At 62.4% G+C, this 26,444-nt stretch carries 20 protein-coding genes; 7 read left to right on the top strand and 13 right to left on the bottom strand.

Translation table 11 applies throughout. The annotated features are described in order from the left end of the window. Positions 1-63: 63 nt before the first annotated feature. The 4 genes from M5B96_RS28490 to M5B96_RS28475 all read right to left on the bottom strand — a co-directional run bounded on the left by M5B96_RS28490 (position 64) and on the right by M5B96_RS28475 (position 3,600). A complete protein-coding gene (locus M5B96_RS28490; protein WP_248800261.1) occupies positions 64-807 on the bottom strand; it encodes an outer membrane beta-barrel protein in 744 nt (247 codons plus the stop codon). 341 nt (positions 808-1,148) lie between these two features. After that, positions 1,149-2,159: an AI-2E family transporter gene (locus M5B96_RS28485; protein ID WP_248800260.1), complete on the bottom strand. Its 1,011-nt coding sequence runs from the start codon at positions 2,157-2,159 to the stop codon at positions 1,149-1,151. Positions 2,160-2,364: 205 nt separating this feature from the next. Next, positions 2,365-2,730 (bottom strand): PsiF family protein, encoded by a 366-nt coding sequence (locus M5B96_RS28480; RefSeq protein WP_248800259.1) that lies wholly within the window; start codon positions 2,728-2,730, stop codon positions 2,365-2,367. Positions 2,731-2,814: 84 nt separating this feature from the next. Next, positions 2,815-3,600, bottom strand: coding sequence for an AraC family transcriptional regulator (locus M5B96_RS28475; RefSeq protein ID WP_248800258.1), 786 nt, complete (start codon positions 3,598-3,600; stop codon positions 2,815-2,817). 101 nt (positions 3,601-3,701) lie between these two features. Here M5B96_RS28475 and M5B96_RS28470 point away from each other — a divergent pair, with 101 nt between their 5' ends. After that, positions 3,702-4,577 (top strand): DMT family transporter, encoded by an 876-nt coding sequence (locus M5B96_RS28470; protein WP_248800257.1) that lies wholly within the window; start codon positions 3,702-3,704, stop codon positions 4,575-4,577. 23 nt (positions 4,578-4,600) lie between these two features. Here M5B96_RS28470 and M5B96_RS28465 read toward each other — a convergent pair whose 3' ends face one another. From M5B96_RS28465 to M5B96_RS28450, 4 genes are all read right to left on the bottom strand, one after another. Further along, positions 4,601-5,722, bottom strand: coding sequence for a GNAT family N-acetyltransferase (locus M5B96_RS28465; RefSeq protein ID WP_248800256.1), 1,122 nt, complete (start codon positions 5,720-5,722; stop codon positions 4,601-4,603). A 162-nt stretch (positions 5,723-5,884) separates the two neighbouring features. Beyond that, complete coding sequence (locus M5B96_RS28460; RefSeq protein WP_248800255.1) at positions 5,885-6,388, bottom strand: OmpA family protein; 504 nt, start codon at positions 6,386-6,388, stop codon at positions 5,885-5,887. Between the two features lie 4 nt (positions 6,389-6,392). Then, positions 6,393-7,664, bottom strand: a complete 1,272-nt coding sequence (locus M5B96_RS28455) for a diguanylate cyclase domain-containing protein (protein ID WP_248800254.1) — start codon at positions 7,662-7,664, stop codon at positions 6,393-6,395. Continuing rightward, positions 7,661-8,236 carry a YfiR family protein gene (locus M5B96_RS28450; protein WP_248800253.1) on the bottom strand — a complete coding sequence of 192 codons (576 nt, stop codon included), beginning with the start codon at positions 8,234-8,236 and terminating at the stop codon, positions 7,661-7,663. Before M5B96_RS28450 ends, M5B96_RS28455 begins: the two co-directional genes overlap by 4 nt. Positions 8,237-8,569: 333 nt before the next feature. On the opposite strand from M5B96_RS28450, the gene M5B96_RS28445 reads away from it, so the two are divergent. The 4 genes from M5B96_RS28445 to M5B96_RS28430 all read left to right on the top strand — a co-directional run bounded on the left by M5B96_RS28445 (position 8,570) and on the right by M5B96_RS28430 (position 13,066). Further along, entirely contained in the window at positions 8,570-9,421 is an 852-nt protein-coding gene (locus M5B96_RS28445) for a sugar phosphate isomerase/epimerase family protein (protein WP_248800252.1), read from the top strand. A gap of 12 nt (positions 9,422-9,433) precedes the next feature. Then, a complete protein-coding gene (locus M5B96_RS28440; protein WP_248800251.1) occupies positions 9,434-10,492 on the top strand; it encodes an isopenicillin N synthase family dioxygenase in 1,059 nt (352 codons plus the stop codon). 43 nt (positions 10,493-10,535) lie between these two features. Beyond that, a complete protein-coding gene (locus M5B96_RS28435; protein ID WP_248800250.1) occupies positions 10,536-11,324 on the top strand; it encodes an ABC transporter substrate-binding protein in 789 nt (262 codons plus the stop codon). A gap of 194 nt (positions 11,325-11,518) precedes the next feature. Next, a complete protein-coding gene (locus tag M5B96_RS28430) occupies positions 11,519-13,066 on the top strand; it encodes an amino acid ABC transporter permease/ATP-binding protein (RefSeq protein ID WP_248800249.1) in 1,548 nt (515 codons plus the stop codon). Between the two features lie 52 nt (positions 13,067-13,118). On the opposite strand, the gene recD is transcribed toward M5B96_RS28430, so the two are convergent. Genes recD through recC form a run of 3 tightly spaced genes read right to left on the bottom strand, consistent with a single transcriptional unit; the run spans position 13,119 to position 22,344 of the window. Further along, positions 13,119-15,206 (bottom strand): exodeoxyribonuclease V subunit alpha, encoded by a 2,088-nt coding sequence (gene recD / locus M5B96_RS28425; protein WP_248800248.1) that lies wholly within the window; start codon positions 15,204-15,206, stop codon positions 13,119-13,121. Continuing rightward, entirely contained in the window at positions 15,203-18,889 is a 3,687-nt protein-coding gene (gene recB, locus M5B96_RS28420) for an exodeoxyribonuclease V subunit beta (protein WP_248800247.1), read from the bottom strand. The genes recD and recB overlap by 4 nt, the downstream gene beginning before the upstream one ends. Continuing rightward, positions 18,886-22,344, bottom strand: coding sequence for an exodeoxyribonuclease V subunit gamma (gene recC / locus M5B96_RS28415; protein WP_248800246.1), 3,459 nt, complete (start codon positions 22,342-22,344; stop codon positions 18,886-18,888). Before recC ends, recB begins: the two co-directional genes overlap by 4 nt. Between recC and tnpA the strand changes: the two genes are divergently transcribed. Next, on the top strand, positions 22,343-22,699 hold the full coding sequence (gene tnpA, locus M5B96_RS28410) for an IS66-like element accessory protein TnpA (protein WP_248800245.1): 357 nt from the start codon (positions 22,343-22,345) through the stop codon (positions 22,697-22,699). The genes recC and tnpA overlap by 2 nt on opposite strands. Position 22,700: 1 nt before the next feature. On the opposite strand, the gene M5B96_RS28405 is transcribed toward tnpA, so the two are convergent. Together M5B96_RS28405 and M5B96_RS28400 are read right to left on the bottom strand one after the other, a co-directional pair. After that, entirely contained in the window at positions 22,701-23,885 is a 1,185-nt protein-coding gene (locus M5B96_RS28405; protein ID WP_248800244.1) for a M20 aminoacylase family protein, read from the bottom strand. A gap of 68 nt (positions 23,886-23,953) precedes the next feature. Further along, positions 23,954-25,264: an MFS transporter gene (locus tag M5B96_RS28400; RefSeq protein ID WP_248800243.1), complete on the bottom strand. Its 1,311-nt coding sequence runs from the start codon at positions 25,262-25,264 to the stop codon at positions 23,954-23,956. A 161-nt stretch (positions 25,265-25,425) separates the two neighbouring features. On the opposite strand from M5B96_RS28400, the gene M5B96_RS28395 reads away from it, so the two are divergent. Then, positions 25,426-26,346 carry a LysR family transcriptional regulator gene (locus M5B96_RS28395; RefSeq protein WP_248800242.1) on the top strand — a complete coding sequence of 307 codons (921 nt, stop codon included), beginning with the start codon at positions 25,426-25,428 and terminating at the stop codon, positions 26,344-26,346. The last annotated feature ends 98 nt before the right edge of the window (positions 26,347-26,444 follow it).

Below are 26,444 nucleotides of genomic sequence, written 5' to 3'. Positions count from 1 at the left end.
TGAACGGCCGCTATCGCCGGCAAGCTGGCCCCTACAGGGTTTTGTGGTGTTTTCAGTATGTTCTCAGAACACGATACCGACCCTGGCCCCAAACTCATCACGCTGAAGTCTGACCTTCCGGGCCAGGTTGTCGTTGATATTCAACTGATAGCCGGTCTGGCTGTAGTAAACCCCGGTGATCACCGGCAACGAACCGTGCTGATTGAATAGAAAGTCGGCCTGTGCATAAGGATTGCTCCGATCTTTCAAATCGGCGCTCGTCACATCCACGCCGTTGACCTTGAGTTTCAAATCACTTTCGCTCGTGCGCCGAACCCCCGCCTCCAGGCGCAGGGTGGCGGAATCAAAGCGGTGGGTATAACCCATTGCCGCCTTGAGGAAGGGCGAACGGCCAACCAGACCCATCTCGTAGCGGCCGAGGCTGGTCGTATAGCGACTGCGTGTGTAGCCACCGCCACCGATCAGATCGAGGGAGTCACGCTCACCCAGGGCCATGCGCCAGCCCAGATCCAGATCACCCTGCAGATCCCTGAGCTTGTCGCCATGCTCCTTGCCGGACTTCATGTCAATCCCCGCCTGATAGATAAAACCGGCCTCGGCGGTCATCTTGTTGCCGAAGTTATAGAACAGGCCTGCCTCGGGCAGCGAGTCTTTCTCGCTCTGGCCGGCGCCATTGAAGCTGAAGTTGTTATAGGTGCCCAGGATACCGAATTGGGAAACCGGGTCGGTGGACGTAGCGGCCATTGCCAGCAAGGGCGTTGTCATCAAGGCAACGGCCGCGGAGGTGATGATCAATTGAGTGAGCATGGGAAACGACTCCATCTGAGAAATAAAGACTGAGCGAAAGTCAAAAGACACTTTTCCGACACGCACGCTTGCGCACTTGCATGGATAAGGAATGCGGGGCGAATAGCTCAATTCAGAATGGAATGTTACGTAACAGGAGCGGTGGACGAATTAGGCCCAATTGAACAGGGACAGTCGGATACAGCCCTGACTTACGCGCCCTATTGCTCAGGTCGCGGTAGGACATGTTTCGTCTTGAAACTTTCTGAACAGCACAGGTCTCTGTGCTGGGGGAAAGGCGATGCCAACCCTGTCGGCCGCATCGCCGGCAAACCGCTCCTGCTGGAGTGACGCCAGTCGCGTCAGACCAGCTCAGCCAGCTTCAGCTCGCTCTTGATGTACGCATAATAGATCGGTCCCGCCACCACCCCCGGCAGGCCGAACGCCGCCTCGAACACCAGCATGGCCATCAGCAGTTCCCAGGACTTGGCACTGATCTGCCCGCCGACGATCCGCGCGTTGAGGAAGTACTCCAGCTTGTGGATAAACATCAGGTAGCCCAACGCCGCCGCCGCGACCCAGATCGACAACGACAGGCCGACGATGGTGATCAGGGTGTTGGACATCAGGTTGCCGATCACCGGCAACAGCCCGAGCAGGAAGGTCAGCACGATCAGGGTCTTGGTCAACGGCAGCTTGATCCCGAACAGCGGCAGGATCACCGCCAGGAAGATCGCGGTGAACGCAGTGTTCAGGGCCGAGATCTTGATCTGCGCGAAGACGATATTGCGGAACGCCTGCACCAGCAGGCGCAGGCGGTCGAACAACGCTGCCGCCAGGGGCTTGCGCTGGGTAACGTCCGATGCATGCTGCAGGGCCACGATCGCCCCCAGCACCATGCCGATCAACAGGGTCACGAACATATGCGCGGCGTCCTTGCCCACCAGTTGCAGCTCGCTCAGGTGCTTGCTCAGCCATTCGCCGATAGCGACCTGGAACTCGGCCGCGCTGGCTGGCAGATAGGCGTCGATAAACGGCGGCAATTGTCCACGCGCCTTGTCCACCACCACCATGAACTTGCCGAGGGAGGCGCCGGGGTTTTCCGCTTCGTGCAGCAGGAAACTGATGGCCCCGGCAAAGATCAGGCTCAGCACACTGACGATCAGGGTGCCCAGCAACGCCACCGCCAGCCAGCGCGCACGCCGCCCGGCAATCAGGTGCTCAAGCTTGGGCGTGAGCATGTTGACCAACTCGAATACCAACAGCCCGGCCAACAGACTGGGCAACAACCGCAACGGCAATGCCAGCAACAACCCACCGAAAACAAGGATCAAACTGGCCAGGACTACGTAACGCTGGGAAAACGCTGACATACAGCCTCAAAAAGAACGGCGCGAAAAGACAGGCAGTCTGCCAGCGTTCTCCTGGCAGGACCAGCGGCAGGTGCCAGAAGGACGGTGGCCTGGCATCTTAATGGGCGGTTGTGACAGGCAGACGACGCAGAATCATGAAATTTCGCGGCGGCGGGGCTTGCCGCAAAGCCCGTCAGTAAAAAGCACGTCTCAAGCCAAGCCGAAACTACTTTTTCTTCAGGCAATTGCTGATGTAGGTCTTGTACGCATCACCCTTGAGCCCCTGGGGTCGGTTGGCATTGCAGTCCTTCATCTTCTGCTGTTGCGGGGTCAGCACCTTGGCCGGCGCGGCCGCGGTGGCGGGCTTGGTCGTCGGCGTGACCGCCGGAGTGGCGGCAGGCGTAGCCGCTGCAGCGGCCGGCGCGGCTTTCAGGCAATTACTCATAAAGGCCTTGCGTGCGTCACCCGCAAGGTTCTGGGTCTTGGCGTCCGCGTTGCAAGTGGCCATCTTGCTTTGCTGAGCCGTCGCCGCAAAGCTCTGCGAGCAAAGTAACAAGCCGATCAACAACAATGGGATACGAAGCATCTTCATGGAGTTTTCTCCTTGTTACCGTACCGAAGGGCACGGCATGCCTTCAGTGTAGACAAACGCTGTTACACATCCAGCAGCGCCAGGCTAGGCCGTGCGCGCCTGGCGCCGGTACTGCTCCGGCGAACACCCGGCCTGGCGCTGGAACATCGCAATGAACGCCGAAGCGGTGCTGTAACCCAGATCGAAGGCGATCTCCTGCACGCTGCGACTGCCTTCCAGGGCCTGCAGCGCGCCGATAAAGCGCAGGCGCTGGCGCCACTCACCGAAGCCGACCCCCAGCTCGCGGACAAACAGCCGGGCCAGGGTTCTCTCGCTGACGTGCAACTGCGCGGCCCACTGCGCCAACGGGCGATTGTCCGCCGGATCCTGTTGCAATCCTTCCAACACCCTGAGCAAGGCCGGATCGTCGGAGTACGGCAGGTAACCATGCTGCACCTTGGCCTGGTGCAACTGGTCCACCAACACTTGCGCCAGGCGCACATCCGCAGGCGTGGTGGGAATTTTCATATCGCGCCGGGCGAAGTCATTGAGGATCGACTTGAGAATATCGCTGATGGCCAGGGTGCTCGCCTCGGCGGGCAGATCGCGACAATGCTCCTCGGCCAGGTACACCGAGCGGTAGACAATCGCCTGGGCATTGTGGGAGCTGTGCACGGTGTTCGGCGGTATCCACAGCGCGTAGCGCGACGGCGACATGAACCGCCGGCCGGCAACCTCGTAATGGATGACGCCATGGGACACATAGTCGAGGGAACCCCAGGGATGACAATGGGCCGCCGCATGGCGGTCGGGGCCGAACTCGGCATAGCGGAAGTACACCGGGGCCGGCAAACAGGGAAAATCGGGGATATCGATGTAGCGCTTGCCCATGCTGTCCGGATTCCAACGCAGATTGACTGGATCGAAGTATAGGCTTTTATCCAGACACGAGGATAATCCCTGCTCATTGACGATTCTGGTTGTAACACCCCATGCAATACGCTTTCCCTCTGCTGGCGATCCTGATCTGGGCCGGCAATACCGTGGTCAACAAGCTGGCGGTCGGCGCGATCTTCCCGGCGGAGATCGGCTTCTACCGCTGGTTGCTGGCGGGCCTGTTGTTCACCCCGTTCATGCTCAGGCCGGTCATGGCGCACTGGAGCCAGATCCGCCCGAACCTGGGCCGGATCTTCGTGCTCGGGGTACTCGGCATGGCGGTCTACCAGAGCCTGGCGTACTTCGCCGCGACCCTGACCTCCGCCACCAACATGGGCATCATCCTGTCGTTGATGCCCTTGATGTCGTTGACCCTGGCCATCCTCACCCTCGGCCAGCGCCTGACCGCCGGCGCGCTGGCCGGGGCGCTGCTGTCGTTTTCCGGGGTGCTGGTGGTGGTGTCGAGCGGCAGCCTGGCAGCACTGCTCAGCCATGGCGTGAACCTGGGCGACGCGATGATGCTGATCGCCACCCTGGCCTATGCGATCTACAGCACCCTGCTGAAAAAATGGCAACTGCGCCTGCCGCCCCTGGTGCTGCTGTACCTGCAGGTGCTGGTAGCGGTGGTGGTGTTGTTCCCGCTGTTCTGGCTGTCGCCGAAGACCGGACCGAACCTGCACAACCTCGGGCTGGTGCTGTATGCCTGCCTGCTGGCGTCGATGCTGGCGCCACTGGCGTGGATGAAATCGGTGGCCACCCTGGGGCCGAGCCGGACCACGCTGTTCTTCAACCTGCTACCGCTGATCACCGCGCTGATCGCCGCCGTGGTCCTGCACGAAGAGTTGGCGCGGTATCACCTGCTGGGCGGGGCGCTGACCCTTGGCGGGGTGATCCTCTCGGAACGCTGGACCACACCGTTGCGCCGCGCCTGAACGGGATACGCCAATAACCGCGGCTACTGCTCCTCGGCCATCGTCCGCAGATCCGGGTCCAGGCTTTGCCAGGTAATGCCCTTGGCCACCGCACCGAAGACCCGATGCAGCAACGGATTGCGATGGCGGCAATAGCAGTCCAGCGCAACCAACTGGTGGCCGAGTTCGCGCTTGACCCGATAGCCGGTCTGGCCACTGTCCAGACGAATGGCGCCGACACTGTAGGACCACTTCACCGCCTGCTCCCATAGCTGGAAATACAGGTGCAACTGCTTGTCCGCCTGGTAATCGATGCCGATGAACTTGTTGATCGCCTTGTCACCGAGCAGGAAGCAGAGCATGAACGCCACCATCTTGCCGGTCTTTTCATCGCGCAACAGGATGAAATGCGCCTCGGGCTTGAGGGCAATCTGGCGAAAGAACTCGAACGTGAGCTTTTCGAATTTGGTCTTGCCCTTCTCGTAGGTTTGCAGGAAGAGACTGTACAACTCTTGCAACGTTGCTGCATCCGGTTGCTGCACGACCCGCACTGCCAGGGGCCCCGGCGCCAGACCGTGCTTGAGTTTCTTTTTCAGCAGATACCGGTGGCGGCTTTTGAGGGTCTTCAGATAGCCCTCGAAACCACCCGGGGCCAGATCGACCGCCGTTCCCGGAAAACTCACCATGGGAAACAGCCCGTGGCTTTCGCACAACCCTTCAAACGCCGCTTTCTGCTCCTCGCCAAAGTCCTTCCAGACCATCATCGCCGCGTTCTTGGCTTTCGCCCGCCGGCTCAGCGCGTCTTGCAACGGGCCGACGATATCCGCCAGCGGATAACCCGGCAGCAAGCCGATGGTGCCCTCGTCGGAGCAAGGTGAGCCGACAAACAGGGTGCGCTGGTAACGCAGTGCGGGGATCACCCGGAGCATCTTCGCAATGATGGGCGGGACGACCAACTCCATGGGCACGTTCATGATGAACGTGGGAGCCACGCCAATCGGCTGCCCATCTTTCTCCAGAATCGCGTAGGCAAATTCGAACTGATCTTCAAGCCCACCGTCTTCCAGGGCTTCATACCACCAACGACCTTCGACACCGCTAAAACAGCTTTCCCACAGTGTGGCGGGAACAGACGCAGCGTGGCTGGCCCATTGAACTTGAAGCATTGAAACATCCTCTCAGTCGACTCCCTCCTGAGAGGGCCCATCCTTATACCCGCATGCAGGTGCATCGAGAAAGGACGGAAGCCAATTATTTCAACCGCTGTCACGCGGCTCACCACGCCGCTAAAGACCGCGCCCGGGCAGTGCCGAGGTGACGGGCGTCGCTCAGTCGGCAATCACCACAATCGACACCCGACGGTTCTCGGTACGCCCCTCTACCGTGCTGTTGCTGGCTACCGGCACGCGGCTGCCAAAGCCGCGCAACTGGATATTCGCGTGTTTCATCCCCGTCTGCTCCAGCACCGTAGCCACGCTGTTGGCCCGACGCACGGAGAGCTGTTCGTTATAGGACTCCTTGCCCGAGGCATCGGTATGCCCGTCCACCCGCACCCGCTCGATCCCCACGCCCAACAGGGCCTTGGCGATGCGCTCGACGATATCGTGGCTTTCCTTGTTCAACACCTCCAGGTCACTGCCGAACAACACCTTGCCCGACAGGCCGAAGGCCCAGCCCTCATCGGTCAGTTGGAAGCCCTGTTGCTTGAGCACGGTGATCTGCGCCGCGCTCAGGCCTTTGGGCGGCGCGGTCTGGCAGCCGGCCAGCGCCAGCAGCGCGGTGAACAGGGCCAGGGTGAAAAAACGCAGGGTCTGGCGAGTCAGTGTGTACAAGGGTTCAACTCCTGGTTTGAACAGTGGCGACGGGGTGCTCCGACTCCGCCGTGTGTTGCCCGCCTCGGGCGAGGCGCTTGGCGTGGTACATCGCCGCATCGGCGGCGTTGAGCAGCGCGCCCGGGGTCGCGCCATGGTCGGGATAAACCGCGATGCCGATACTCAGCGAGGTCAGCACCTGGGCCTCGCCGGGCACCGCAATGGGAGCGTCCATGCTGGCAATTATCTTGTCGGCAATGCGCTGGGCGTCTTCGATCTTGTGCAACGGCGTGAGCAGTACGGCGAATTCATCACCGCCCAGGCGCGCCACCAGATCCTCTTCGCGCAGCTGCGCACGCACCCGCGTGGCTACGGCGACCAGCACCGCATCGCCGGCCGCATGGCCGAAGTTGTCATTGATCTGCTTGAAGCGATCACTGTCGAGAAACAGCACGCCGACCCGCTCGCCCTGCTTGGCGGCATTGCGCAACGCGCGCATCAGCCGGCCTTCGAAGAAAGCCCGGTTCGGCAGGCCGGTCAGGCTGTCATGGCTGGCCTGATGGGCCAGGGATTCGTTTTCGCTGCGCAGATGGGTCTGCCAGGACTCCAATTCGTCGAGCAGGGCGTTGAAGTCGGTGCCGAGGTTGTCCAGCTCGGCAATTTGCGCCGGCGGCACACGCCGGTCGAAGGCCCGGTCGACGCGCGCGGCGTGGGCCACCTCGGCCAGGCTGCGCAACGGGCCGATAATGCCGCGCAGCAGACGCCGCGCCAGGTACAGCCCGAGCCACGCCGCCAGGGCGCTGCAAACCACAATACCGAGTAGACCGCTGATCAGGAAACGCAGCAGGCTGCCGCCATGCCCGGTCAGGCGGATGCTACCGACCTCGCGGTCCTGATGCACAATCGCCAGACGGATCGGTTGTTCGAGCAGGGCCCGCGCCAGTTGCATCTCCACCTCGGAGAGCAAACCGGTTTCCGGCCGCTGCCAGCGCGCCAACAAGTGACCGTGGGCATCGAAGACTTCGGCATCGGCCACTTCCTCGGTCTCGGCGATCAAGGCCAAGGCCTCGGTGACCGCGCTGCTGTCGTTGAACACCACCGCGGCTTCCACGGTGTAGCTGATGGAGCGGGCGATCAGTTGCAGGTTATGCTCGGCATAGACCCGCAGGGCCAGCACGCCGAGAAAGGTCAGCGAGACACTCACCAGGCCCACCGCGGCCATGGCCGCCAGCAGGTGCCCGCGACCCAGCACCGAGCGCAGGCTGGGGGGCGTGCCAGAGCGGATCCAGCCGATCATGGCTGGACGCTCCGGCGCCGCGAGAGTTGCAACACGCTGGGGTGAATACGCACGCCGCTGCGGGCGACCGAGTCGAGGTTGACCTCGAACGACACCTGGCTATCGGCGACCCGCAGGCAGAACAGGCTGCCGACGGTGCATTGGTCGCCGCCTTCGCTGATGCTCAACACCGCGTGGCCGCTCAGGGCACTGAACAACTGGTTGCGTTCTTCGCTGCTCAGCTTGCCGATATAGACGGCGTCACAGGCACTGCCAAGGGCCGGGCTGCTCGCCAGCAGACGCTGGACCAGCACCGGTCGCCCGGAAGCCTGGGTGGTGCCCTTGACCAGATCGTCGGTGTACTCGGTCGGGCCGACAATGCACAGGCGCAGTTGCGCCGGCTCCACCGGCCAGCGCGCATAGCTGAGAATCCCCAGCACCACCTGGGTGACCGCCTGGGCACGCTGATCGGCCGCGTCGCTGGGCACGGCGTCCTGGGCAAAGCCGGTGTGCGTCAACGAACAGAGAAGGACCGACAGGCAGAACTGTCTCCACCGCCAAAAGCGCCCTGTCGTCGAGACAGCCACGTTCATGCAGGAATTCTCTTAAAACCACGTAGGAATAGTGCCGAACAATAGCACACCCCATGGTTCGCCAGAATGGATCCGCAGCACTAGATAGCCAACTATTGGTTTACGAATCTCTGAAGTATGGATTTGAGCTTTCCTATTCTTCTCCGTGCGCTGGGCTGCCTAAGATCGACACCATGCTCCCGCAGGGGGGGAATGCTCTCCCCTGATCGGATGTCAGACCGGCTCCGCAGAGAACTGGCTGGACAAACGCCCTCTGTTACTGCCGTAACCGCTCGTCCCGGTCCGACACCGTGACGCGCATCGAACCGTTCAAGGCTTCGTTGAGGCGCACCGATGAAACTGGAGATTTTCCGTACCCTTTGGGGCTATACCGCCAGCAAGGCCCAGGCACTCGACGAGTTGCTGGCCGCCGGCTTCGATGGCATGGAGGCGCGCCTGCCGCTGGAAGCCGCTGAACGCAGCGAGTTCGCAGCCTTTCTGCGGGCCAATCGCCTGGGTTATATCAGCACCGTTTTCACCGCCTACGACGTGCTCCCCGAACAAGCCGCCGCCCCCGCCGAACACCTGCAGGACCTGGATCGCAAACTGGCCTGGGCCGCCGAGCTGGAACCGCGCTTCGTCAATGTGCTGGCCGGCAACGACCGTTGGCCGCTGGCACAGCAGGTGGAATTCTTCGGCCAGGCCATGGCCCTGGCGCAACGCCACGGTCAGGTCTGCGCCTTCGAAACCCATCGCTCGCGCTCGCTGTTCAATCCCTGGCTGACTCTGGAACTGATCCGGCAACTGCCCGACCTGCGCTTCACCAGCGACATCAGCCACTGGATCGTCACCTGCGAACGCCTGCTGGACGATCCCGCCGATGACCTCAGCGCCTTCGTCGAGCGCGTTCACCATATCCAGGCACGGGTCGGCTACGACCAGGGCCCGCAAGTGCCGCATCCCGGCGCCCCGGAATACGCCCGCGAGCTGGCTTTCCACCAGGCCCACTGGGAAAGCATCTGGCGCGCCCAGCAAGCACGGGGCTACACGGTCAGCACCTTGACCCCGGAGTTCGGTGCCGACGGCTACCTGCATCACCTGCCCTTCACCAACGTGCCGGTCGCCGACCTGTGGTCGCTGAATGTCTGGATGGCCCGGACCGAGCGCGAGCATTTCCAGCGTTTCAGCCAATCAACCTATTCCTGAGGTGTTTGCGTCATGCCTGAGAACAACCCCAACCGCCCGGTCCAAGCCAACTTCCAGAGTATCCCGCGGGTGAATATCGCCGGGCTGTTCAGCGTCGAGCTCGAGCACCGCCTGGCGGTGGCCGAACAACTCGGGGCCGCCGCCAGCGAAGTGGGCTTCCTCTACATCACCGAGCACGGCATCGACCAGCAGTTGATCGACAACCTGCGCCAGGCGGCCAAGGACTATTTCGCCCAGCCGTTCGAAACCAAGATGCGGCATTACATCGGTACCTCGGCCTCCCACAAGGGTTTCGTCCCGGAAGGCGAAGAGGTGTATGCCAAGGGCAAGCCAGACCACAAGGAAGCTTTCGATATCGGCTTCGAAGTGCCGGCGGACGATCCGCTGGTACTGGCCGGCACGCCGCTACTGGGGCCGAATGACTGGCCGCCCCTGCCGGGCTTCAAGGAAGCGGTGCAAGCCTATTACGCGGCGGTCTTCGCCCTCGGGCGCAAGTTGTTCGGCGGTTTTGCCCTGGCCCTGGGGCTGGAGGAGAACACCTTCGATGCCCTGGTGACCCGGCCGCCGTCGAAGCTGCGGTTGATCCACTACCCCTTCGACGACGCTGCCCAGGATGCCCCCGGCATCGGCGCCCACACCGACTACGAGTGCTTCACCATCCTGCTGGCGGACAAGCCCGGCCTGGAAGTGATGAACGACCAGGGCCAGTGGATCGATGCGCCGCCCGTGCCGGGGGCCTTCGTGGTGAATATCGGCGACATGCTCGAAGTGATGAGCGCCGGGGCCTTTGTCGCCACGGCCCACCGGGTGCGCACGGTGAGCGAAGAGCGGTATTCCTTCCCGCTGTTCTATGCCTGCGACTTCCACACCCTGATCCAGCCGCTGCCGGGTTTCGCCGAGGCCGGCCAGGACTACGAGCAGATCGCCATTGGCGAGCATATGTACGGCCAGGCCTTGCAGACCTACCAGTACCTGCGCAAGCGCGTGGAAAACGGCGAGATCGCCCTGCCGGAGAAAGCCCGCAAGCCGTCGAGTTTCGGTCATTTGAAAAACCAGTCGCAGCCGTCCTGAACCCAGCCCTCACCCCCCAGTCTTGACCCCGGAGCCACCAGATATGTACAAGAAAACAACCTGCCTGACCCTGATCGCCAGCAGCCTGCTCTGCGCCAGTGCCGCTTTCGCTTCGACGGCCACCCCCGGCCAATTGAAGGTCGGGATGGAAATCACCTACCCGCCGTTCGAGTCTTATGATGCCGACAAGAACGTGGTCGGCTCCGATCCGGAGTTGTCCCAGGCCCTGGCCAAGCACCTGGACGCCAAGGCGCAGTTCGTCGACACCAAGTTCCCGAGCCTGATCCTCGGCCTCAACGCCGGGCACTACGATGCGATCATTTCCGGCATGTACATCACGCCTGAACGCCAGACCCAGGCCATGACCATCCCCTACGCCAAGACCGGCGCGGCGATCATGGTGCCCAGCGGCAGCACGCTGAAACCCGGTACTCCGGAGGACCTCTGTGGGTTGAAGATCGGCCTGGAGCAAGGCACCACCTGGGTCGCGCAATTCCAGAAGCTGTCGACCGATTACTGCGTGCCCAAGGGCAAGGGCGCGATCACCGTGAATGAATATCCCTCGGCACCGGAAGTGACCCAGGCGCTGCTGTCCAACAACGTCCAGGCGCAGGTGGAAATTGCCGGTGCGGCGAAGCTGATCGCCGAGAAGACCAAAGGCCGCGTGGTGGTGACCAGCGAACACCTGGTCTACCCGCAGACCCTCGGGATCTTTGTGAAAAAAGGCAACGACGCGACGTACCAGGCATTGCTCAAGGCGTTCGCGGAAACCAAGAAGAGCGGCGAGTACGCGACCATACTGAGCAAGTACAGCCTGGAAGCGGCGGAATAAGGCCCACCGCAGGGCTTGAGCCCTGCGCGGTCAATGTGGGAGCGGTGCTTGCCCGCGAAGAACGATGACGCGGTATGTCTGGAAAACCGCGGCGACTTCATTCGCGGGCAAGCTCCGCTCCCACAAAAAAAGCGGTGCCCCCACCAGAGGGCGGCATCGCTCAGTAACCGCTCTATCGCAACACCGAGGTATCTATGCAATTCGATTGGCCCTACTTCTTTTCGCTGTTCTCCATGCCGGCCTTCTGGCAAGCCTGCGTCACGGTGGTCGAACTCAGCGCCCTGGCCTGGTTTATCGGCATGCTGCTGGGCTTCTTCCTGGCCTCGGCCAAGCTCTCCGCCTCGGCCTGGCTACGCCTCCCGGCGACGGCCTATATCTGGTTCTTTCGCAGCATTCCGCTGCTGGTGCTGGTGGTGTTCGTCTACAACCTGCCGCAGCTGTTCCCGAGCACCGGCGGCGTACTCTCCGATCCCTTCTATTCCGGGTTGCTCGCGCTGGTGGTCACGGAGGCCGCGTACATGGCCGAGATCCATCGCGGCGGGTTGATCTCGGTCGCCAGGGGCCAGAAGGAAGCCGGCCGCGCCCTCGGCATCGGCATGCTCGGCCTGCAACGCTTGATCGTGATTCCCCAGGCCTTTCGTATCTCGTTGCCGACCCTGATCAACGAATACATCACGGTGGTGAAACTGACCTCGCTGGTCTCGGTGATTTCCCTCACCGAGCTGCTCACCGTCGGCCAGCGCCTCTACGCGCAGAACTTCCTGGTGATGGAAACCCTCGGCGCGGTGGCGGTGTACTACGTGCTGATCGTGAGCCTGTTCGGTTGGCTCCTGCAGCGCCTGGAGCAGCATCTCGACCTGGGCCAGCGCAAGCCGCAAACCCTCGATGAAAACGCCATCGCCCAGCTCCGGGCCGCGCAGCCGGTGCCGGCCCAATCGCCGCGCACGCAGTCGGCCAGCGGCGCTCCGCTGGCGCTGGATCTGCGCAATATCCACAAATGCTATGGCAACCATGCCGTGCTCAAGGGCATTGACCTGGCGGTCGGCACTGGCCAGGTGATTTCCATCATCGGCCCGTCCGGCTCGGGCAAGACCTCGCTGATCCGTACCATCAACGGCCTGGAAAGCATTGACCAAGGCAAGATCGTGCTCTTCGGCGAAGGCTTTATCACTGCCGCCAATCACCCCAACAATCCGCAGATTCGCCGGGGAGTGCGACGCATCGGCATGGTGTTCCAGAACTTCAACCTGTTCCCCCATCGCTGCATCCTCGACAACATCACCCTGGCATCGCGCTACCACGGCGTAGCCCGCGAACTGAGCGAACAGCGGGCACTGGCCTTGCTCGACAAGGTCGGCCTGCTGGCCCATGCCCGCAAGTACCCGCATCAGTTGTCCGGGGGACAGCAGCAGCGGGTGGCGATTGCCCGGGCGCTGGCGATGGAACCGCAGATCATGCTGTTCGACGAACCGACCTCGGCACTCGACCCGGAGCTGGTCGGGGAAGTGCTGAAGGTGATTCGCGAGTTGGCGGATGAAGGGATGACCATGCTGATCGTGACCCATGAGATGGATTTCGCCATGTCGATTTCCGATCGGGTGGTGTTCATGGAGAACGGGGTGGTGCAGCTCGATGCCAGCCCACAGGCGATCCGCGAGGAGGCGGAGGGTGAGCGGGTGCGGCGGTTCATGGGGATCGAGGGAGCCGCGGGTGTCGAAGGGGGCCTGAGGGGTGTTGGGTGATCTTACGGGCCTCTTCGCGGCGGTGCGGCGAAGAGGCCGGCACTGACAACCCCTAACCCAGCTCCAGCATCAGCCCGCTGAGCCGCTTGACCTTGCGCCCCACCGCCTCCTCGAACACCCCGCCACGGGGTTCGATCAGGCTGAACCAATCCTTGGCCCGGGTGATGCCGGTGTAGATCAGCTCCTTGGTCAACACCGGATTCAACGCCTGCGGCAGGATCAAGGCGGTATGGGCAAACTCCGAGCCCTGGGACTTGTGCACCGTCATCGCGTACACCGTCTCCACATCGTTCAACCGACTGGGCAGGACAAAGCGCACCCCACCCTGGCCGTCATTGCGCGGGAACGCCACCCGCAATACCGCCTCGCTGGCCTCGGGCCCATCGCGCTCCGGCAGCTTCAAGGCGATACCGATATCGCCGTTCATCAGGCCCAGGCCGTAGTCGTTGCGGGTCATCAGCACCGGACGCCCTTCATACCAATGCTGGTCGCTGTCGATCAGCCGATGGGCGAACAACGCCGTGGTAATCCGCTGGTTCAAACCCTCGACACCCCAGGCGCCCTTGCGCACGGCACAGAGCAACTGGAACTCGTCGAACGCCTGGAGCACCGTGCGCGCCCAATCGGTCCAGCGCGCATCCGCCAGATCAGTGCCGGCGGCGGGACGCTGGCCGTGCAACACCCCGAGGTAGTGCCGGTAGCCTTTCGGACCGACGCCTTGGCCATCCAGCACCAGGCGTTCGAACTTCCGGTCCTGCTCGCCCTTGAGCGCCAGGGCAAACAGATCCGCGTGACTGCCCGCCGCCAGCAGCGCCCGCGCCTCGTCCGCTGCCTGGCGATTGACCAGCCGGGCCAACTGGCCGATGCCGCTGCCTTCGCCGAAACGTCGTGAGTGGCGCAACATCACCACCTGCTGGGCCAGCGGATGGCTGCCGTCGAGGTCCTCCTGCAAACCACTGCCATCCAGTTGCTCGCCACTGAGTGCTTGCAGCCAGTCACGGGTCGCCGCGCTGTACCAGCCTTCCTCGGCATCCCGACAGAGGTCGCCCAAGACCGCGCCGGCTTCCACCGACGCCAGTTGGTCCTTGTCGCCCAACAGCACCAACCGCGCATGATCAGGCAAGGCATCGAGCAGGTTGGCCATCATTTCCAGGTCGATCATCGACGCTTCGTCCACCACCAGTACGTCCAGCGGCAGGCGGTTGCCCGCGTGGTGGCGGAAGTGCCGGGTGCCCGGTCGGCTGCCCAACAGGCGGTGCACGGTGGTGACGTCGCTGGGGATCTTGCCACGCACGCCATCATCGATATCCAGCGAGCGCACCTGCGCACTGATGGATTCGGTCAGCCGCGCGGCGGCCTTGCCGGTGGGCGCCGCCAGGCGAATGCGCAAGGGTTTTCCCGCGGCCACCGCCGGCGCCTGGAGCAAGGCCAGCAGACGCACCACGGTGGTGGTCTTGCCCGTACCGGGGCCACCGGTAACGATGCTGAACGCTCCGCGCGTGGCCAGGGCACAGGCGAGTTTCTGCCAATCGATACGCGCGCCGGGCTGCGCCACGCCGAACAACGCGGTCAGGCGCTGCGCCAGGTCGTCCGGGGTCTCTTCCCGTTCGGCCAGGCGCCGGCGCAAGGCCTCGTCGATACGCCGCTCGTAAGCCCAGTAGCGGCGCAGGTACAGGCGTCGGCCACTGAGCACCAGTGGACGCTGCGCGGCCTCGATGCCCGGTTCGTCCGCCAGCGCCACCAATGGGCTGGTTTGCAGCGATCGACACCAGCGCTCGCCGTCCAGGGCCACCAGCAGTTGCGACGGCAGCAACAACGCCCCGTCCTGCACATCGCCTTCCGGCGGCAGCGACAGGGCGAAGTCCGGCTCCTGCAAGGTGGCGAACAGATCGAGGCAGACATGCCCGTGTCCCAACTGGTGGCTGGTCAGCGCCGCCGCCAGCAACACCAGCGGCTCGGCCGTGGGATCAAGTTCATGGAGAAAGGCCACGAAGGCCTTGTCCAGCGCCCGCAACCAACCGCGTTCGACCCAACGCTCCAACAGCAACAACAAGTCCGCCGCCTGGCTCAAGGGCGCCAGTCCAGCCAGGCTGTCATCGCTCAGCGCCGTCGGTAGGATTTCCGAAAAAGAACGTTTCATAGCAGACTCCCCTGCTCCCAGGCGGGCTCGCCGCGGGGCACCGGTTTACCCTGGAACAGCAGGTCCAGGTGCTCGATCAGCTCCCGTGGCGGGCGGGTGAAAAACACCCCCTGGCTCGGTGCCCGGGTGCCGCGCAGGAACAGGTACAAGGCCCCACCCATATGCCGGTCGTAGTCGTAGTCCGGCAGCCGCACCTTGAGCTGGCGATGCAGGGCCAGCAGGTAGAGCACGTATTGCAGGTCGTAGCGGTTGTCGAGGATCGACAGGTTCATGGCCTGCTCGGTGTAGGCCGCGTCGTCGGCGCCCAGCCAGTTGGATTTGTAGTCCGCCACGTAGTAGCGCCCCTGGTGTTCGAACGTCAGGTCGATAAAACCCTTGAACATGCCATTGAGCAAGACCGGCTCGGCCTTGGCCCGGGCGACACCGCCATGGGTGTGACGACGCACCAGTTCGTCGACCTTGAGTACATCCACCGTGTGGCTGGCGAACCAGAACTCCATTTCCACCCGATAGGCCTTCAGGTCCTTGAAGACCACCGGCGGTTGATCGTTACCCAGGCGCAAAGGGGTTTGCAGCAGATCGGCGAGCCAGTCGCTCAGGGCCGCGATCCAGCCTTTCCAGCCCCGCAGGTTGCAGCGTGGCGCGACGGCCTTTTCGATGGCCGCGCGAGCGGCGCCAAAGCCTTCGTCGCCGGCCCATTCGAGCAGGCCATGGAGAAAGGTGCCGGGGTTCGGGCCACGAGGAAAGCGGTGAATGTCAGTACCGCTCGGCACCAGGTCGCGCGGCGCGCTCGGATCGAGGCGTTCGTCATCAAAGAGTTTTTGCGCCTGGGGGCTTTCCGGCGCCTCGTCAGTGTCAGCGCTCTGCGCCTCGCCAATGCGCAAGGCGCTGTAGGAGGCGATCCACCAGTACTCGGAGGCACTGCGCTTGGGCATGCGCGGGGCAAGCAGGACGGCTTCGTTGCGGGGCGCCTGGAAGGTTTCGCTGGTGGCCGCCGGCAACGGCTCGCAGGCCAGCGCCGGACAGTCCTGTTGCAGGTCCAGCAACCAGCGCTCAAGGCCGGCGGATTCGCCCAACACAGCCCCGCCACCAAGCAGATAACCGAGAGCGGACAGGTGCAGCACCGAAGCGTTGTGATTGCCACGCTTGAGGTCGGCCAGCCCCAGCCAGCAGGCATGCTGGGCCCGGGTCAAAGCGACGTACAGCAGGCGCAGGTCTTCGGCCAGGCGCTCGGCGTCGGCCTGGACGATCAATTCGGCGGTGGGTTTCAGGCTGACCTGGGCCTTGCGCTCGGCATCGTGGTAATGCAGCGGCAGGCGACTGCCATCCACCGGTTTGACCGAGCAGATGAAGGGCAGGAATACCAAGGGGTACTCCAGGCCCTTGGACTTGTGGATCGTCACCACCTTGACCAGTTGTTCATCGCTTTCCAGACGCAGGATCTGTTCTTCACCCGCCTGCCCGGAGGACGCCAGGTGCTCGCCGAGATGGCGGATCAGTGCCTGCTCGCCGTCAAGCTCGGCGGCCGCCTGTTGCAGCAGTTCGGACAGGTGCAGCAGGTTGGTCAGCACCCGTTCGCCGTCGCCGCGGGTCATCAGCGCCTGGGGCAGGTGGAAGTCATGGATCAGCCGACGGAGCATCGGCAGCACGCCTTGTTTGCGCCAGATCTCACGGTAGCGGCGGAACTGCATGACCCGCTGCTCCCAGGCCAGCTCATCCTGGTTCAGGCGCTCCAGTTCAGCCAACGACAGGTTCAGGGTGATGCAGGCCAGGGCCGCACGCAGCGGACGTTCGACATCCGGCTCGGCACAGGCCTTGAGCCAGGCCAGCAGGTCGTGGGCCTCCTGGGCGGCGAACACCGAATCCTTGTCCGAGAGATAAACGCTGCGCACGCCACGGCTCGCCAGCTCGCCACGGACCGCCTGGGCCTCCTTGCCGTCACGCACCAGGATCGCGATATCGGAGGGCCGCACGCCCTTGAGCACGCCGTCGCGGACGAAGCCGATACGCTGCTGTTGGCCGCCATTGAGCAATTCGACAATACGAGTGGCGCAGGCCGCGGCCAACTGCTGGCGATACAACGCGCCGGACAGCGGTTGCTCGCTCGCCAGTTGCCAGAGGTTGAGCGCCGCAACGGGCTGGCCGTCGATCTGCAAGACCTCCTTGCGCCCCTGGGCCGCCACCGGCAGAAATGGCACCGGGTTCTCATCGCCCTCGCGAAACAGGAACGCACCGCGCCCTTGCTCGCGCTGCTCGGCGCGTTCGAAGACATGATTGACCGCAGTGACCATCGCCTGGCTGGAGCGGAAGTTGGTGCCCAGGGTATGCAGGCGACCATGGGTAGCCTGGCGCGCCCGCAGGTAGGTATAGATATCGGCGCCTCGGAAGGCGTAGATCGCCTGCTTCGGGTCGCCGATCAGGAACAGGCCGCACTCGGGGTTGTTGTCCTCGATACGGTAGATACTTTCGAAGATCCGGTACTGCACCGGATCGGTGTCCTGGAATTCGTCGATCAGCGCTACCGGGAACTGCTCGCGGATCAGGCTCGCCAAACGCTCGCCGCCGTCGGCCTGGAGCGCCGCGTCAAGGCGCAGGAGCATGTCGTCGAAGCCCATCTCGGCGCGCCGGCGCTTCTCTTCCTCGAAGCGCGCGCCGACCCAGCGGGCCGCGTGCTCGAGCACGGCGGCGTCCGGCGTGGGCAAGGCATCGAGGCTGGTTTTCAAGCCGCCCATGGCGTCGAGGGCCGGATGGCTCGGCGGCTCGCCCTTCCAGGCTTCGGCCAGGCCCGCGGCGGTCAGCCGGCTGAAGCCGGTGCCGATATCCAGTTGTTCCTGAGTCTCGTCCTCGGCCCAGGCGCTGAGTTTTTCGAACCACGGCTCGAAGTAGCGCGCCTGCATCTTGCGACCGTCGACGGTCTTGTTCGCCACGCCTTGCAGGCAGATATTCCGCAGCTCGGCAGCCCATTGCCGCCACGGCGCCTTGAGCTGTACCAGGGCCTGGCGACGCTCCTGAATGCAGGCCTCGATCAACTCGGCCGGCTCTTGCGGGTTGTCGTTGCGGCGTTCGCTGCCGAACAGGGCGCGCACCCGGGGCAGCAGTGTCGCCGGCCCGCCCCAGTTGGCCCGGACCCAGTTCAGCGCATCGCCGTGCATCTTGTAGCAGAACAGTCGCCAGTAATCGCGCAGCACTTCGCCCAGCAGTTCGCTGTGGTCGGTTTCCAGGGTCTGGGTAAACAGGCTGCCGCTGTCGAAGGCGTGTTCGCGCAACATGCGCTGGCACCAGCCGTGGATCGTCGACACCGCCGCTTCATCCATCCACTGGGCCGCGATGTCCAGACGGTTGGCGCACGCCGGCCAGTGTTCGGCCGGGTATTCGTCGCGCAGTTGGGCAATCAGCGCATCGCTGGCCGGGATCTCGTCGCGAAAGAACCGCGCGGCTTCCGCCAGGCGGGTGCGGATACGGTCGCGCAGTTCCTGGGTGGCGGCATCGGTGAAGGTCACCACGAGGATTTGCGGTGGCAGCAATTCGCGGCCGAACCCCGAATCCTCGCCGCCATGGCCAAGCACCAGGCGCAGGTAGAGCGCGGAGATGGTGAAGGTCTTGCCGGTGCCGGCACTGGCTTCGATCAGTTGGCTGCCGCGTAGCGGAAAGGCCAGCGCCAGGGGGGGCTTGTTGTCGGTCATGGGCGCGCCTCCTCGGCGGCGAGTGAACGCCAGGGCGCTTCAAGCAGTGGGCGATAGAGCGCATCACACCAGCCTTCGAATTCCTCGCTGGCGATCAGCGCGTTGTAATCGGCGAACTGGCGGGCCAGGGCCGCGCTTTCCCGGCGCTCGCCTTCGCTGTTCACACCGTCGCCGTCATAGGCCTTGCGCGCCGCGTCCTGGGCCTTGAGCGGGTCCGATTGGGTGAGCCAGGCAAAGGCGGTCTTTACCGCGACCGGCAGCGGCCGACGCATGCCGGACTGCCAGGCCAGCAGCAGGTTACCGAGGATCGCGGCGGCACGCGGCGGTTCGAAAGGCGGCAGCAACAGGGTGTCGTCGCTGGCCACCAAGGCGGTGGTCATCGGCAGTCCGCAGGCACAGGCCACCAGGTGGTCGACCCAGGGCCGGGTCAGGCGGTGCCATTTGCGCGTTTTTATCGAGCCGATGCTGTTGGGGATGGTTGTCACTGTGAGCAGGCCGCCGTCACTGCGTTGGTGCAGGCCACTCAGCCAACCTTCCACCCGGGTAGCGCCGCTGTCAAAAGCGACGGGCACCGCGCTGGTCAGTAGGGTTGGCCAGAGGTCGAGCAGTTGCCGGTAACGTTGCAGCAGGTCCGGCAGCGGTTCGATCAGTTCGTGTTGCAGCAATTCGCCGAAGCCGGCCATGGGCAGCAGGCCGCTGGCCTGCAACCGCCGGGCTTGATGTTGCAGGGCCTCGTCCGGGTGGTCCGCGTGGAGCAGCGCCGCTTGCAGCAGGCTGTCGCTGAGGCTGTAGCGTTGCAGGGCGTCGAGCACGAACGGCTCCTCATCGGCCAGGGGGGCCTGGGCCGCTTCGAAGAAGACCTTCAATCGCTGGCTGAAAAAATGCCGCACCGGGTTGCGCAGAAAGTCCTGGAGTTGAGCCAGGGTCAGCGGTTCGTCCTGCTGATAGGCATCGAGTTCGCTGATGGTTTCGTTCGCGCCTTGGGTCTCGTGCAGTTGCTGCCACTCGCGGGCATAGCTGAACAGCTCGGCATGGCTGTCATGGAAATAGCGGGCGCTGAAGGGTTGCAGCGGATGCGCCTGGGTCAGGGCGTTCAGCAGTTGCTCGCCGTCGCCGTCCTGCAGTCGCCAGCCGGCGGCGAGATGATCGCGCAGTTGGCCGATCAGGACCGAGGCCGGGCGCTCGCTGTTGTCGCGAATACTGTGGCCGACCCAGCTGATGTAGAGCTGATGCCGGGCCGAGAGCAGCGCTTCGAGCAACAGGTAGCGGTCGTCTTCACGTCGCGAGCGGTCGCCGGGACGGTAGTCGCTGCCCATCAGGTCGAAGTCCAGGGGCGGCTGGGCACGGGGATAATCACCGTCGTTCATGCCCAGCAGGCAGACCAGCTTGAACGGGATCGCGCGCATCGGCATCAGGGTGCAGAAGTTCACCGCGCCGGCGAGGAAGCGCTGGGACAGGCGGCCCTGGTCGAGACCGGCCAGCCAGGCTTCGCGCACCACGGTCAGTGGCAGGACTTCCTGCAGGTTCACCGCTTCGCAGGTTTCCAGCCAGTCGGCGCGCAGTTGCTCGAGCTGGATCAACAGGTAGTCGTCGTGTTCGGTACTGGCGAGGAAAAACAGCTGGATCAACGCAAGTAGGCGCTCACCCCATTGTTGCGGCAAGGCCGGCTCGGAAAGCTCCTGGTGGGCGATTTCCAGGGCGTCGAGCAGCGCCACCAGCGGGCCAATCAGGGCGGCGTCGAGGCCGCCGATCTCGTCGTAGGGCTCGATGCCTTCGCAAGCCTCGCCACTGCCGACCGCGTAGCCCAACAGCATGCGCCGTAAGCCGAACTGCCAGCTGTTCTGCTCCAGCGCATCGGGCAGGCCGAGGCCGGCGCGTTGTTCGGCATTCATGCCCCAGCGCACGCCGGCACCCTCGATCCAGCGATGCAGGGTGGGCAGGTCGCGTTCTTGCACATTGAAGCGCGCGCGCAAGGCCGGGACGTCCAGCAGATCGAGGATCTCGCTGACCGGGAAGCGGCTGTCGGGCAATTTGAGCAGGTGTTCGACGGCAATCAGCAGGGGGTCGCGGCCGCGCTGACCCTGGTCGGCCAGGGTGAAGGGGATGAAGCGCGGGTCGCCGCGCTCAAGCTGGCCGAAGACCGCGCGGATGTGCGGGGCGTAGCTGTCGATGTCCGGGACCATGACGATGATGTCGCGTGGCCGCAGGTCCGGCTCGGCGCTGAAGCGTTCGAGCAACTGGTCGTGAAGGATCTCCACTTCACGCTGAGCGCTGTGGGCGACATGGAAGCGAATCGACGGGTCCCGCGCCAGGTCGATGGCCGGCCAGTGTTCGCGGGTTTCGTTGAGCGGGCGCAGTTCGAGGATATCGTCCTGCAATTGATTGAGCAGGGTCAGCGGCACGCTGTCACTGAACAGGTCGATACGGCCGTCGCGGAAAGCCGCGCGATAGCTGGCCGGATCGTCGTAACTGTCCAGCAGGTTGATGTAGTCGCGGCCCTGCTTGCCCCAGGCGGCCAGCAGCGGATGCGCGTGCTGGTGCAGGGTTTGCGGGTCGAGGGCCAGCGGCATCCCGGTCTTGCGGGCCTGGCGTTTGTATTGGTTACGCAGCAAGTCCTTGTCGGCGACGATATCGGCCCAGTGATGACGACAAGGGTTATGTACGCAGAGCAGCACCTGGCTGAAACGGGCCAGTCCGGCGAGGGCTTCGAGGGCCTGGGCCGGGAGCGAGGAGATGCCGAAGACGATGACCCGTGGGGGCAAGCCTGGCGGTGCGCTTTCAAGCTGGTTGATTCGTTCGATAAAACGCTGGTGCACGCCGGCGCGGCTTTGGGCCATGCCGCAGGCGCCGACATCCAACAGCAGCGCACGCCATAACTCGGCCTGCCAGCAATTGGCTGGCGGCAGTGGTTTGATCTCGCCGCGGCCGCTGCGCAGTTGGTGGCGGCCGGCAGCCCAGTCTTCCAGCCAGTCGGCGCGATAGACCTGGTATTGGTCGAACAGGTCGGCGAGACGCTCGGCCAATTGGTAGCGCTTGCGCAGATCGGTGTCGTGAGTGAGGAAGCGTTGCAGCGGCTCGAAGTGCGCTTGGTCGATCAGTTCCGGCAGCAGACGCATCAGGCGCCAGGTCAGCGGGCCTTTATCGAGCAGGGATTTGGCCGGGATTTCGTCGCGGCCCAGGACCATTCGATAAAGCTGCCACATAAAGCTGCCGGGCAGTTGCACATCGATGGCGGCGGCAATGCCGCAGCCACCCTGGTCGTCGTCTTCCGGGTCTTCGGCCAGGGCGAGTTTCAGCCACTGGGCGATACCGTTGCTCTGCACCAGGGCGATTTCGTTCTCCAGGGGCGCCAGGGGATAACGCCGCATCACGTTGATCACCAGGCTGCGCAGTTCCTCGGGGCTGTTGCTCTGCACCACCATGAAGGCGGGGTTGAGTGAGGTCGAGTCCGGCATGCCGACTTCCTTGGAGAATTCAAAACGAAGGCCGGACTTTAACACCTCCGGCGCGGCCAATCCCCCTGCCGGAACACCTATCCCAAACCCTTTTAAAGCTCAAGTCGTCCAGGAATGCTTGCAACCTGGCGTGTCGATGGCCAGCGTAGCGCTACGCCACGGCATCAACGCTAACCTGGTTAGAAAGTGGATACCTGCTTACCGTGATCGTCAGGCGCCAGCGTTGCCGGCTTTCGCTCCGATGACACTGGAGCCCCGAACTCAGGCCGATCAACCAATGCCTATCAGTATCGAGATCCCTTTCGGGCAGCAAAAACCCAGCCAGTCCGGCGTTACGGCAGACCTGGTTTTTTGATTTAGTTTAGATACCGCTCCACCAGGCGCGCCCAGTAGGCAGCACCGATAGGCAAGTTTTTGTCATTGAAGTCGTAAGCCGGATTATGAACCATACAACCATCTTCTCCAACGCCATTGCCCAAGCGTAAAAAACAACCAGGCCGCTGCTCAAGCATGTAAGCGAAGTCCTCGCTGGACATGAGCTGATCGGCATGAGCAATCACATGCTCATCACCCACCAGTTCCCGTGCTACTTGCAGAGCAAATTCGGTTTGCGCTCGGTTGTTGTCGATCACCGGGTAACCCGCCATATAGTCGATTGTGACCGTTGCTCCATAGCTGTTTGCCTGGGCATGGACCAGTGCTTCGATGCGCTCTTTCAACTGGCTACGTACCAGCTTGCTGAACGAGCGGACGCTCAGCTCAAGGTAGGCACTGCTGGAAATCACATTGTTAGCAACCCCCGCCTGAAGCAAGCCGACCGTTACCACAGCAGGTTCAACAGGGTTGATATTGCGCGCGACAATGGTCTGCAGCGACATGACAATGCTGGAAGCCACCACCACCGGGTCCACCGTAAGGTGCGGGCGAGCCGCATGGCCTCCGAGACCATGAATGGTAATCGCGACCTTGTCGCTGGCCGACATGAACGGTCCGCTTCTAAATAGGAAGGTACCCGGGGCCTCGCCGGGGTGATTGTGCATTCCGAACACGGCATCACAGGGAAAGCGTTCGAACAAACCATCATTCACCATGCGTTGCGCACCGCTATCGAACCCCTTCTCCTCTGCAGGTTGAAAATAGAGGTGCAACGTTCCGCGGAAGTTTCGTGTGCGCGCCAGATATTCAGCCGCCCCAAGCAGCATCGCGGTATGGCCGTCGTGGCCGCAGGCGTGCATTTTTCCCTGATGGACACTGGCGTAAGGCAAGCCGGTCTGCTCGGTCAACGGCAGAGCATCCATGTCCGCTCGTATGCCAATGCTCTTGCCGGTGCCTACCGTCAGGCTGCCTACCACACCGGTCTCACCAACGCCTTCGGTTACGCTAAACCCCCAGGCCCGTAAGCGCTCTGCAACGAGTTTAGCGGTTTGAAACTCCTCGTAGGCCATTTCCGGATGCTGGTGAATATGGCGGCGAATACGTGTTAGCTCCTCAACTTGAGGGCGTAAATCATCGACGTTGCAGTAGTGCGGTTCAGTTTTCATCACTGTGAGTTCCTAGCGGTGAATAATGGAGTGCAGGAGTGCTGTCAGTTGGGACGCATCCCCAGCGCCTACGGTTGAGCCTGGGCCGGTAAACGCAACGTCAACGTGCAAAGACCGCCGATCACTAAAAGGACGGCCATTACGGCCATCCCCGCAGCGAACGAGCCGGTGAAGTTCTTCAAGGCGCCGATGATAGATGGACTAACAAACCCACCAAAGGCACCGATGCTGTTGATCAGGGCTATGCCCCCGGCGGCGGCAGTATCTTTGAGGTAGCTAGAGGGCCCAGCCCAGAACACGGCATAGGCAGCGTATGTGGATAGCGTTGCGAGGGTGATACTGCACAGCGCCAACGTGAGGTTGCCGGAACTGAAACCGGTCAGCACCAAGCCTACTGCGCCCAGAAAGGCGGGCACTGCGCCATGCCAGCGGCGCTCGCCCAGGCGATCGGAACTCCGGGCATTGATCAGCATCGCGACAATGGCGGCGCTGTAAGGGATCATTGAATAGAGGCCGATCTCGAAAATATTCGTTACGCCAGCGTCTCGCAGTATGCTCGGCAACCAGAAACTGACGGTATACAGACCGCAGATCAGACAGAAGTAAATGAGGGCCATCAGGTAAATTCGCCAATCCTTCAAGGCGGCAGCGAACGTGTGTTGTTTTGACGCCTGCACCTGTTCCAGATCATTCGCCAGCAAACGTTTTTCTTCTTTGCTCAGCCATTTGGCCTGTTCCGGCGAGTCACTCAAAAAGAAGAACGCAGCTATACCCAAAAGAATGCAAGGCGCCCCTTCGAGGATGAACATCCACTGCCATCCCGCCAAGCCATGAATGTCGGCGAAAGTCCCCATGATCCAGGTCGACAATGGTCCACCGATGACGTTCGAGACGGGGCCTGCCAACAGGACGCATGCCATTACTTGAGCGCGACGCTTGCCTGAAAACCAGAAGGTTAGATAGAGGATCATGCCCGGAGCAAATCCAGCTTCAAACACCCCTAGAAAAAACCTCAGGACATAAAAGGTAGAGCTGTCATGGACAAACAGCATCGAGGTTGAAGCCGCTCCCCACAACAACATGATGCGACTAAGCGTCTTACGTATTCCTATTCGTGCCAGCCAGAGATTGCTCGGCACTTCGAACATTACATAACCGATAAAGAAAATCCCTGCCGCCAATCCATAAGCTGCATCGGTCAGACCGAACTCCTGCTGCATCGCAATCTTGGCGTAACTGATATTGACCCGATCTAAATAGGCGAGGACATAGCACAACAACAGAAAGGGTAATAGGCGCCAACTGATTTTGCGATACATCTTGCGCAGGGCGAGGTCATCGAGGGGGATCGATGTGATCCGTATTGCTGCTTGAGCCATATTGAAGTCCTCGCAAATTCCGCATTTGTTTTTATTGTGTCGATTGAATGAGCTTGGCATCGCCCAATTGACAGGGATTATGGGGAGGGTAGAAACTTCAAACAATAGCTATATTCACTGACAAGTGTTGCTTTAAAGGCAACAGACAGGAGAGCCCTAAATTGCAAAAAATTGGCCTTAGTGAACGTCGGCTTCACTATTTTTCAGAGGTTGCAGAAACCGGCTCGATCCGAGGCGCAGCGGACCGTCTGAATATCGAGCCCTCGGTTGTCAGCCGGCAAATCCATCAATTGGAAAGCGAGTTGGGGGTGCAACTCCTACAGCGCCATGGTAGGGGGATCGTCCCGACAGAGGCTGCCAAGCTGGTGATCAACCATTGTCGTGAACGGCGATCAAGCGAAGCATTGCTGCTGACTCAGATTTCTGAACTCAAGGGTCTGGAGAGAGGTGAGATTCACATTGTTGCGGGCGAAGGCTTCCGCGAGGAATTAGTCCGCTGGGTGCTCCAGGACTTCAGCCAGCAGCACCCCAAGCTGGTCGTTACTCTGGAGTTCGCCAATGCCGTCGACACAGTGCGGATGCTGGCAAGTGATCAGGCTCACATCGGCTTGGCATACCGTCCGCCTATCGATCCCGCCGTGCGTACGGTCATGTTGCGCAAACAGCCGATGTGCGTCATCACCTGGCCCGGCCATCCCCTTACCGAGAAGAAGCAGCCGCTGGCATTGGGTGATGTTTGCCCCTACCCGGTGGGATTGATGTCCAACGGCTTTGGCTTGAGCAATCTGGTTAAGCTGGCGCAATACCACGACCGCATTCAATTCGAATCCAATCTGGTCACCAACTCAATCGCCACCCTGAAGAGCTATGTAAAAGCCCACCTCGGAGTGACCTTTCTGTCCTCGCACGCGGTAGCCAATGAGATCGCGGAAGGTACGCTTGTAGCGCTTAGGACCCGCAGCGAAGTATTCGAAAGTGCTGAGGCCCACCTGATGGTCCGAGCGGGTCGGCAACTGTCAGTTGCGGCTGAAAGGTTGTTGGCCATGTTGAAACAGAAGGCCGTTTTTGATGACCCTGAATAATCTTGATCCAGCTGTCCGGAAAAATAGGTGCATGAGTTTAAATTTGACCCTTATCGCCGGCAATCGAACAGGCGCTACAGGAAGCGGGTCCGGCGCCA

Source organism: Pseudomonas sp. MWU13-2105, from assembly GCF_023242315.1.
Classification (GTDB): domain Bacteria; phylum Pseudomonadota; class Gammaproteobacteria; order Pseudomonadales; family Pseudomonadaceae; genus Aquipseudomonas.
Note: the sequence above shows the minus strand (reverse complement) of the source record. Positions and strands in the feature narration are given on the sequence as shown.